Source organism: Pseudomonas sp. FG36 (genome assembly GCF_057809275.1).
In genome coordinates, this window is the sequence record NZ_JBMDJQ010000022.1 from 87283 (window position 1) to 96619 (window position 9337).

General features: G+C 60.9%; 11 protein-coding genes. 5 read left to right on the forward strand and 6 right to left on the reverse strand.

Annotated elements, in window-relative coordinates; all coding sequences use genetic code 11:
* Nucleotides 1-54: 54 nt before the first annotated feature.
* A complete protein-coding gene (locus tag ACODS9_RS17660; RefSeq protein ID WP_489094385.1) occupies nt 55-954 on the reverse strand; it encodes an ATP-binding protein in 900 nt (299 codons plus the stop codon).
* A 277-nt stretch (nt 955-1231) separates the two neighbouring features.
* Nucleotides 1232-1366, reverse strand: coding sequence for a hypothetical protein (locus ACODS9_RS17665; protein WP_401111901.1), 135 nt, complete (start codon nt 1364-1366; stop codon nt 1232-1234).
* 364 nt (nt 1367-1730) lie between these two features.
* On the opposite strand from ACODS9_RS17665, the gene ACODS9_RS17670 reads away from it, so the two are divergent.
* Nucleotides 1731-2762 carry a helix-turn-helix transcriptional regulator gene (locus ACODS9_RS17670; RefSeq protein ID WP_489094392.1) on the forward strand — a complete coding sequence of 344 codons (1032 nt, stop codon included), beginning with the start codon at nt 1731-1733 and terminating at the stop codon, nt 2760-2762.
* A 7-nt stretch (nt 2763-2769) separates the two neighbouring features.
* On the forward strand, nt 2770-3306 hold the full coding sequence (locus ACODS9_RS17675) for a GIY-YIG nuclease family protein (protein WP_489094386.1): 537 nt from the start codon (nt 2770-2772) through the stop codon (nt 3304-3306).
* 381 nt (nt 3307-3687) lie between these two features.
* Here ACODS9_RS17675 and ACODS9_RS17680 read toward each other — a convergent pair whose 3' ends face one another.
* Both ACODS9_RS17680 and ACODS9_RS17685 read right to left on the reverse strand, forming a co-directional pair.
* On the reverse strand, nt 3688-4425 hold the full coding sequence (locus tag ACODS9_RS17680) for a hypothetical protein (RefSeq protein ID WP_401111893.1): 738 nt from the start codon (nt 4423-4425) through the stop codon (nt 3688-3690).
* Between the two features lie 87 nt (nt 4426-4512).
* The gene (locus tag ACODS9_RS17685; RefSeq protein ID WP_401111890.1) at nt 4513-4803 is read right to left on the reverse strand and encodes a hypothetical protein; all 291 of its coding nucleotides are present in this window, start codon (nt 4801-4803) and stop codon (nt 4513-4515) included.
* Nucleotides 4804-4916: 113 nt separating this feature from the next.
* Here ACODS9_RS17685 and ACODS9_RS17690 point away from each other — a divergent pair, with 113 nt between their 5' ends.
* Nucleotides 4917-5792: a BrxR family helix-turn-helix transcriptional regulator gene (locus tag ACODS9_RS17690; protein WP_401111888.1), complete on the forward strand. Its 876-nt coding sequence runs from the start codon at nt 4917-4919 to the stop codon at nt 5790-5792.
* Between the two features lie 44 nt (nt 5793-5836).
* On the opposite strand, the gene ACODS9_RS17695 is transcribed toward ACODS9_RS17690, so the two are convergent.
* Entirely contained in the window at nt 5837-6796 is a 960-nt protein-coding gene (locus ACODS9_RS17695; protein ID WP_489094393.1) for an AraC family transcriptional regulator ligand-binding domain-containing protein, read from the reverse strand.
* Nucleotides 6797-6864: 68 nt separating this feature from the next.
* On the opposite strand from ACODS9_RS17695, the gene ACODS9_RS17700 reads away from it, so the two are divergent.
* Both ACODS9_RS17700 and ACODS9_RS17705 read left to right on the forward strand, forming a co-directional pair.
* Nucleotides 6865-7716: a sterol desaturase family protein gene (locus tag ACODS9_RS17700; RefSeq protein ID WP_489094387.1), complete on the forward strand. Its 852-nt coding sequence runs from the start codon at nt 6865-6867 to the stop codon at nt 7714-7716.
* Complete coding sequence (locus tag ACODS9_RS17705; protein ID WP_489094388.1) at nt 7713-8309, forward strand: NADPH-dependent FMN reductase; 597 nt, start codon at nt 7713-7715, stop codon at nt 8307-8309. The genes ACODS9_RS17700 and ACODS9_RS17705 overlap by 4 nt, the downstream gene beginning before the upstream one ends.
* 50 nt (nt 8310-8359) lie before the next feature.
* On the opposite strand, the gene ACODS9_RS17710 is transcribed toward ACODS9_RS17705, so the two are convergent.
* Nucleotides 8360-9337 (reverse strand): class I SAM-dependent methyltransferase (locus ACODS9_RS17710; RefSeq protein WP_489094389.1); only part of this gene is annotated, 978 nt, incomplete at its 5' end.

Consider the following 9337-nt stretch of genomic DNA (forward strand, 5'->3'; position numbering starts at 1 on the left):
GATAGCGCTCCAGCAGTCCGATAGAAAGCCCATAAATCAGTCCTCTTGATGGCGTCAGTCGATACCCAGCATGGCCTTGGCCCGCTTGGCATCCTTGATGGCGTGGTTGGCGTGGGTGGCGACCTGCCGCTGGGCGGTCTGCACTTCATCGATGGCCAGCTGAATATGGCTCAGTTGCAAGGTGGCCGGGTTGCCCTGTTGTTCCGCGGCAAGCAGCGCCTTGGGCAACGCCAGGCGCATGCAAGTACGTATTTCGCGCCCCGACAGCCCTTCCGATTGCAAGGCCGCTTCGGTCAGCAGCAGGTCACGGGGCAAATCCAGCGGGATCTGCTCCACCAGAAAACGCGACCACAGTTGCTCGCGGGCGGCCAGGTCCGGAAGGCTGAACTCGATGTGGTAGCCGATCCGGCTGCGGAACGCTTCGTCGTAGTTGCCCGCGAAGTTGGTGGCAAACACCACGATGCCCTCGTACCGCTCAAGCTCGATCAGCAAGGTCGAGCGCATGGCGTTGACTTCGTTGTCGACCCCTTGAGTAACCGACGACAAGCGCTTGCCAAGCAGCGTATCGGCCTCATCGAAGAACAGCAGCGCACCGGTCTCTCTCGCCTGGGCGAAGGCGGCCTGGATATTGCGCGCCGTTTCGCCCATGAACTTGCTTTCCAGCTCGGCAATGCCCAGGGCCATGAACGGCAGGCCCAGCTGGCCGGCCAGCGCCTCGGCGCACAGTGTCTTGCCTGTGCCCGGTGGGCCGTAGAAGTTGAGGATGGCGGTCATGCCCATGGGATCGACCGCAGCGAAACCCCAGTCCTGGTAGATGGTGCGATGAAAACGCAGACGCGCCAGGCACTCGTCCAGTTGCAGGCGTGTCTTGGCCGACAGCACCAGGTCATCGTTAAGGGTGAAGCGCGTAGGCCTTATGGTGAAGCCTGGGTCGTTGCGAGCGGGATCCAACACGCGAGGTGGCGCCGCGTTAGCGCCGGAAGCGTTATCGTGCATGGGGAAAACCTGCGGGAAATGGGTGCGGGAACATCATTGGGTGGCATCCATGCTTCGAAGAGGTAGGGCATAAAAGGCAGGGCGACGTACCCGTACGAGTCTTCTTCCAGAAGGCTCAAGGGTGGCATTTTGATTTCAAAATGCTATCGAGCCTACTAGGATCAAAAGACAATTTCCACTTCGACCAAAGTCGCGAGTAGGCGTGGGCTTCTAACCTTTCTATAGTCTCAACCCCTCATTTCCCCTGCTCCCCCGCCGCCTTGCGCCAAAACGCATTCTCCCGCTCCATCTCCTGGTACCGGCAATACGCGCAGTACCCTGCCTTCACCAGCACCGCCAGGCCAACGGCCGCCAACGCATTCTTCAACATGGTTACTTCTCTCTTTTGCCTTGAGGGGTGCTTGAAGCATGCACAGCGGGCACGTCATCTTGCGTCGTACCCAGCCCAAAACAAGCGCTTACCCGCTACGACACATTCTGACCACCCTGACGCCTTCACCGCATCGGGACGTCCCTCATGGGTACTCAGTTGCACTACATCACGCTCAACTTCCGCCGCGCCAGCGACACCTGCGCGCGCTCGCTGAAGTAGAGTTTCCAAAGCGCCGCCGAGCTAACGGGCAACAACGCACCATCAGCTTCCAGCAATGGACGAACTAAAGCTTGCAGGTTTGTCACCGATAGGCAGACTGACTGCAGCAATGGCCAAGAGCCACACCGCCAACCCTACAAGGATGTTTCTCTTGCCTTCCGCCAAGACCCATAACGCACTAAGCCGCCAATGGGAGCTGCTGCGCCTTCTGCCCAAGCGCTCCCCCGGCATCACCGTAAGCGAACTGCTGGCGCGTCTGACCAGTGCTGGCTACGTCATCAGCCGACGCACGCTCGAGCGCGACCTGCACGACTTGTCCCTGGTGTTCCCATTGCAATGCAACGATGGCGGCACGCCCTTCGGTTGGTATTGGAAGCCTGGGGTGAGCGTTGAGCTTCAGGGCATCACCCTGACCGAGGCGGTAAGCCTGACGCTGGTCGAAGATGCCGTGCGGCCACTGCTTCCTGGCAGCATGCTGAGCGTGCTGGAGCCGCGTTTCGAACATGCCCGGCAGAAGCTCAAGGGCCTGGGCGAGGGCAACCCGGCCGCACGCTGGCCCGCCAAAGTCGCCAGCGTGGGGGCCGACTTCAAACTTCAAGCCCCGCAGATCCAGGCCGAGATACTCGAGGCCCTGCAACACGCGCTCATCAGCGAGCAGCAGGTGCAGTGCCAGTACTACTCGGCGCACAACGACAAGCGCAGCGACCTTACCCTCAACCCCCTGGCCATCGTGCAGCGCGGGCTTATCACTTACCTCATCGCCACCGCAGCGCCGTACACGGACATCCGCCAATTCGCGGTACACCGCTTCCAGGCGGTGAAGGTATTGGGCTCGCCCTGCCAGGGCCTGGAATCGTTCGACCTGCAGCGCTACCTGGCCACGGATGCCTTGCAATTCGGCACGCCCGAGAAGATCCAGCTCAAGGCCTGGGTGAGCGAGTTCCAGGCGCGCCTGATTCGTGAAACGCCACTGAGCCAGGACATGCAGCTTGTGCCGCACGGGCAAGGCTTCCAGCTGAGCGCGACGGTGACCGATACCTGGCAGTTGCGCTGGTGGGTGTTGTCGCTGGGCGATGCCTTCGTGGTGCAGGAGCCTGCGGCCCTGCGCCAGCAAGTGGGTGATGCGTTGCGCCGTGCGGCGGCCGCCTATGAACTTGACTCGCCGGTGGTGTGAACACGACATGCTGAATGAATCGACTCTGCAAAATATCGCGACCCAGTTGTACGACCTGGCCGAGGGCGTACAGCGCACAGTCATTGAAGCATCCCATCAGCTGAGCATTCCGTTTGCTGCGATCCATGAGGAAAACCGTGCGACATTGAAGAAGAACCTGGAAACGTTGTGTACCGCAAAGGGGCGCTATATCTACCGGTTTTCGGTAGCGCAGGAGGTTTCTGAGCAACTGCATAAGGCGTTTTTCGAGGCCAAGGCGGCGAAGAAGAACAACCGTGCTTATTGTCGGGTGAATGAAGCGTCGTCATTGCTATATGTCGGGAGTTCTTCGAGCTTGCACTCGCGTATTCAGCAGCACCTGGGTTTTGGTAACCGCGGCACCTATGCCATGCAGTTGTCGCACTGGTTGCCGGCTGTGGAGGGGGAGTTGAGCATCGAGGCGTGGCACTTTGGCCCGGCCGTCGATGGTGCTGTTTTGCAGGCTATCGAGGATGGGCTGTGGGCAATCAACAAGCCCATGTTCGGCAGACAAGGCGCCCGCTGATTTGACACGGTGGTGAATGGCCAGGGCGCAGCCCTGGTTCGCGGGCGCAGCCGGTGCCGTACACCGCAGACCTACCAGGGCAACCGCGAACGCCACTCGGCCAACAGAGCATCGAACACCCCGGCAGCGCGCATGTCCAGGGGCTGATGGCCACACCGTGCACAACGCTCAAAGCAATCCCCAGGCCCCAGCGCATCGCTAAGCGGCGCAACGGTCTTCTTCCAGCCACAACGGCCACAGACAAAGGTCAAAGGTCTAGGTCTTATCGGCATTTACAGGCTCCATATCCAAGGTCCGCCCCACCTTCCTTCGGTGTATTCAAACGCGGCCCTGCTCGGCAGGGTGCAAAACCTGTTCACATCGTTCGGGCCCGGCTTGGCCTCACTTGCGCAGCAGCTCATGCCGGAAGCGTGCTTCCAGAGAGGGTATTTCCAGCAGCACGTCTTCGTCCTTCCAGACGTGATAAGAGCGGTCCATTGCCACATCACCGGCCATGAACGCCTCGTCGAACGGCGCATCATCATCGACTTCCTCATGCAGGGACGAGGTGTATCCCTTGATCCACAGCTTGCGCTTCTCGGCGCTGATGACGTAGCCGGAGGTATACTCATTGCCCCCCAGCCGAGCGGGCATCGCCGAGCCTTTGCGGGCCAGGGCAGTAATGGCGATGACCAGGTGCGCCAGTTCGTCCATGTCCGGGCAGACCCGCTTGTGGAAGGCCGGCCAGAACAGCTCATCCTGCTCCGAGCCACGCCAGCCGGTATTTTTGTTGACCTTGGCAAGGTCTTCGTAGGGGTGGGAGTGGAACGTGCCAATGAGTTCCAACTGCGGCCAGTATTCGCTGAAGAAGTCGCGCTTGATCCCGACGGATTCGAAATCGGGGGCCACCCAGTCGGTATGCCTCAAGGCCGACGTCTCAACCGTGGCAACCACCGCCACCAAGCGCGCGGGAAGGTCGTTGCGTGGCGGCAGCGCGTACCCCCACAGCAAGCCGAAGGTCTCCAGGCCTTTGTTGGCCTTGCCGCGGGCATGCGCCCGGTGCGAAACCTCGTAGGCCTCAATGGCCGATGTGAGCAATTGCGGCAGAACGTGATCTTCGATGATGACCTGTGTACGCATGCTTTCCTACCCTGGAATAGCTGATGGTCTGCGGCCGTGCCTAAGCGCTGCATGGCTTCCGGACAAATAATGGCAAAACGTCTTATTTTAGCGCGCTTCTCGCTCGCAAAACGGTTGCTCGAGGCAAAACGCCTCGCCGTTCTTGGTCACCATACCGAGCGAGCGTTGCAGTTCGCGGCTGCGCTGGCGCTCGGCGTGCAGTGCACGCTTGAGTTCCTGATTCTCGCTCTCGAAGATCCGTGCCCAGCGCAGCGTCTCACGGCAGCCGCGCAGGCCCTCCCACACGTCTTGCAGCTTGAAGTACTGCAGCAACAACACCAGTAGGATGACGCCGATCATTGCCAATGTGCCCACCGTGGCCCAGTCGTAGGTGCTCATGTGCCTGTTTCTCCCAGTTGATACTCGATGACAGAGAAACGATATGTAGATTTAAACGACAGGTCCATAGTGTAGACACATACAGGTAAAGTATTGGCACACATGGAGGCCACATGAAACGTCAACAGTCAATCGCTCAGGTACGCTGGGACCTGGCTCTACGCTATCGCCTGATCGAAACCATTGTCTGGTGGGAAGGCCGCCTGACCACGGGGCATCTGATGCAGAGCTTCGGCATCAGCCGCCAGCAGGCGTCGAAGGACATCAATACCTACATCACCGAACATGCGCCCGAAAACTTGACGTATGACAAGCAGATCAAGGGCTATGTACCGAGCGAGCAGTTCGAGCCACGATTCATCGACTACAGCGCCAGCGCCTACCTGCACTTGCTTTACCAGAACAATGAACGCGCCCCGCACATTGACGGACTGGCACTGGCCTATGCGCACACCCGGGTTCTGGAAGTGCCTGATCGCCCCATTCGGCCCGAGGTACTGCGCCCCTTGCTCAAGGCCTGCCGTGAAGGCCTGCGCCTGGAAACCGAATACGTTTCCTTCAACACCCCCAACGTCGAGGTGCGCCTGATCGCACCGCACACGCTGGTCTACACCGGCATGCGCTGGCACGTGCGGGCCTACTGCGAAAAGAACGGCCAGTACCGCGACTTTGTCCTCAGCCGCCTGCGTGGGCAGCCAGACTTGCTCGACGCATCGCCAAACACCCGCGAGCAGGATGAAGACTGGAATATCGAAGTGCCGATCATCTTCGAGCCTGATTGGCGCCTGAACGCGGCGCAGAAGGCGATTATCGAAACCGACTTCGGCATGACGCAGGGAAAACTGGTGGTCTCCAGCCGCCGAGCACTGGTGAAGTATGTGCTGCAGCGGTATCAGATTGACCACCGCAACATGGCAATACTGCCCGAGGCCCAGCAACTGGTGGTGAGCAACCTCCAGGAACTGCAGCCGTGGTTGATGAAGTACTGACACTTAGCTCTTCGCAGCGCCAACCGAGATAAACTGCGTGGCTCCTACAGCGATCGCCAGCGTTTGCGCGCATGAACATAAGCCGCCAGGTCACTGTAGCCAAGCTGTGCAGCAATCTGCGCTCGGCTATCTCCCTGCATCTCCAGGTACTGCTCCAGCTCGGCACGAACCCGGTCGAGCAGCACACGAAAACTGGTCCCCTCATCCTCCAGGCGCCGACGCAAGGTACGTGCACTCTGGTGAAGGTCCTGTGCCTGAGCCTCCAGGGTGAGCGATCGGCCCGTGATGAGGCCTTGGCGAATGCCCTGGGCTACCCGGGCCGACCAGCCACTGAGTTGGGACTGCTGCGCCAGTCGGCGCTCCAGCTCCTGGCTCACCACATCCATCATCCCGGCATGCTGGGTCAGCAATGGCATGTCCAGCTGGGTACCACTGAAGTACAAGCGGTTGTACCCGCAGTCGAACTGGATATTTTCACCAAACCACTCGTGGTACTCCGGGTAGTACGCTGGCCGACTGTGAGCGAAGCACGCCCGCTGCGGCACAACAGCCGTGCCCGTCCCCACGCACATCACGCTGAGGGACATCACGCTGTAGTGCTCGACCATATAACGCACCAGGCTAGCTGGAGCATCGATACGCAATTCCACCCCAAGGCAATCCCCCTCCTCGACCAGCACCAGGGTATCCATGTCCGATGCCAGCCGTGCATAGCGCGCCCAAAAGCGGATGGCCTCGGCCAGCGTGGCGCTATACAGGCAGCCCTGGGCCAGCACATGCCAGTCCTGGCGGCTGAAGTGCGAGAACAGGTGCAAGCCGATTGCCGGATCATGACTGGCCGCCTTGGCCCAAAGCTGCTCCAGCGCAAGCATGCTGTAGTTGCTGCGCGCCTTCAGTGAATGCGTGTCAAGGTAGCGCTCCAAGACCCGCCCGAGCGGGCCGCGGTGGAATCGCTCGGGCGATGGGTTGGCCGCTTCTCGGGTGATTCTGTCCGTTTCGCGCATATCGTCTGACGGGTTCATGAATTCTTATGGGTGGGCACCGCCTTGATCGGCGCCCACCGGAGAATGCCATGAGCACAACAATAACAAACAGCCCGATACCGATTATTCTCGCCATCCTGATCGGCTTCATCCTCCTCGAAATCACCTGCGCCTGCTTCCTCCAGCCCCGCGGCAAACGCCGGGACGCGATCATCGAGATCGTCGGCAGTGCCCTGCTGATGGCAGTCACCCTGCCGTTGGTCACGTTCCTCAGCAACAGCCTGCTGGAACACTTCGTGCCGCAGCTGAAGGGCAGCCTCGCCGGCCTGCACTGGGCGCTTGGGCTTGTCCTGTTCCTGGTGCTGGACGACATGACCCAGTACTGGTGGCATCGCCTCAGCCACAAGGTGCCCCTACTCTACTCGCTGCACCGTGCACACCATTCAGCGCCCTACATGAGCATCCGCATCGTCTATCGCAACAACAGCTTCTATTACCTGCTGATGCCCGGCCTGTGGTTCAGCGGGGCCCTGATCTACCTGGGGTTGGCGCATGTGTACTTCGGCTACCTGATCGTCAAGATGCTGGTCATCTTCGGCGCCCACAGCAGCGTGCCCTGGGATGACAAGCTCTACCGCATACGCGCATTGCGACCCTTGATGTGGCTACTGGAACGGACCATTTCCACCCCCGCGACCCACTCGGCGCATCACGGCCTGTGCGCCGATGACGGGGTGACGCATTACAAGGGCAACTTCGGCAACCTGCTGTTCTTCTGGGACGTGCTATTCGGCACGGCAAAGATCACCCGCCGCCGCCCGCGGCATTACGGTATCGAAGGCATGCGCCCGGTCAGCTGGCAAGAGGAGCTGTTCTGGCCGCTGATGCGTGGCAGGTCGACCAACATGCCAACTGAATCGGACCAGGAGCTGGTCAAATGAGCCTGAATATCGTACTCGTGGCCGGCTCCAGCCAGCCGGAGAGCCAGTCGGCGAAGGTGGCGGCCTTTCTCGCCCAACGCCTGCAGGAGATGCAACTCAGCGAGCTGCCGAGGGTGATCGATCTGGGGCTAGCGCCGCTGCCGTTGTGGCCCGCCAAGGATGAACACGGACTCTGGCCCGAGTATGCAGCCCTGCTGCGTGAAGCCGATGCCCTGGTGGTGCTGACTCCGGAATGGCACGGCATGGCCTGCCCGGCGCTGAAGAACCTGTTCGTCTACGCCGGCTACCGCGAGTTGGGGCACAAGCCGGCATTGCTGGTCGGAGTGTCCTCTGGCCTGGGCGGGAGCTACCCGCTGTCTGAGTTGCGGGCATCCAGCTACAAGAACTGCCGTATCTGCTACCTGCCCGAGCAGTTGATCGTGCGCCAGGTGGAGGACGTGATGAATGGCCCGGAAAGTACCAGCACGCAAGACCTGCGCATTCGTCGCCGGGCCGACTGGGCGCTTCAGGTACTGGGCGAATATGCCTGGGCGCTCAGGGGGATGAATGAGCGCATCGCAATGAAGGATCCGGAGTTCGCCAACGGGATGTGAGGGTTGATGGCCGCTATCGAACGATAGCGGCTGCCTCGGCCTGCGTCCGCTTAACGCCTCGCTTCAATGAGGTGACGGGTTGAATGCGCGACAAAAGGCTCGCCCTGGCGCATCTGGCTATCCAGGGCAAGCAACTCAGCGCGGTACTTGTCCACAGAGAAGTCCGGCACCCACCATACGCATTTGCGAAGAATCCATACGACTGCGCCCACATCATGGAACAGCATGCGGCAGCGGGCTGTCCGCAGGTCTGTCACCGTTAACCCAGCTGCCTGCGCTGCTTCCACCTCATCCCGCGGCTCGCGCATTTGCCGCTCACGTGGCAACGGCCCTAAGAAATGCTCGATCAGCTCGAAAGCCGAGGCTGGGCCTACGTGCTGGGCGAAGTAATGTCCACCAGGCCGGAGGACGCGATGGATCTCGTGCCAGTCGGGATTCACCGGATGGCGTGAGGTGACCAGGTCGAACGAGGTGTCGGTGAATGGGAGCGCTGTACCGGGGGCTACCTCGATGACTTCAACGCCGCGTGGTCCCAGGTGCTCTTGCGCCTTGCGGGCGTTGGGTGGCCAGGCTTCAGTTGCGCACATGCGTGGCGGGAAGCGTGGAGCCTCACCTAGCACCTCCCCGCCGCCGGTATCGAGATCCAGCGCGGCGCGTACGCCGTCCAGACGCTGTGCAAGGAGCTGGGCGTAGCCCCAAGGTGGGCGCTGCTCGGAGGCGCGCCCTGTCAGCCAGTCGAAGCCCCAGCCGGTTACATTTGCAGCACTGGCTTCGGCTAGCAGGTCGTCAAAGGAATTCATTTGAGCGTCCAGGGTAACGTTTGTATGGGGGGCAGTATAAATCGTGTAGGTGCGGGCTTGCGCGGCTGTAGGCCTCAGGGCGCCGCTTACGCGGCGCATCGCCGGCAAGCCGGCTCCCACACTGACAGTACCTGGGGGTACCGGCTTGCTGATGATATGACCTGGCCGATTTCCCGGGCACAAAGACAAAACCCCTACCTGCTCGCGCAGATAGGGGTTTTGCGAAAT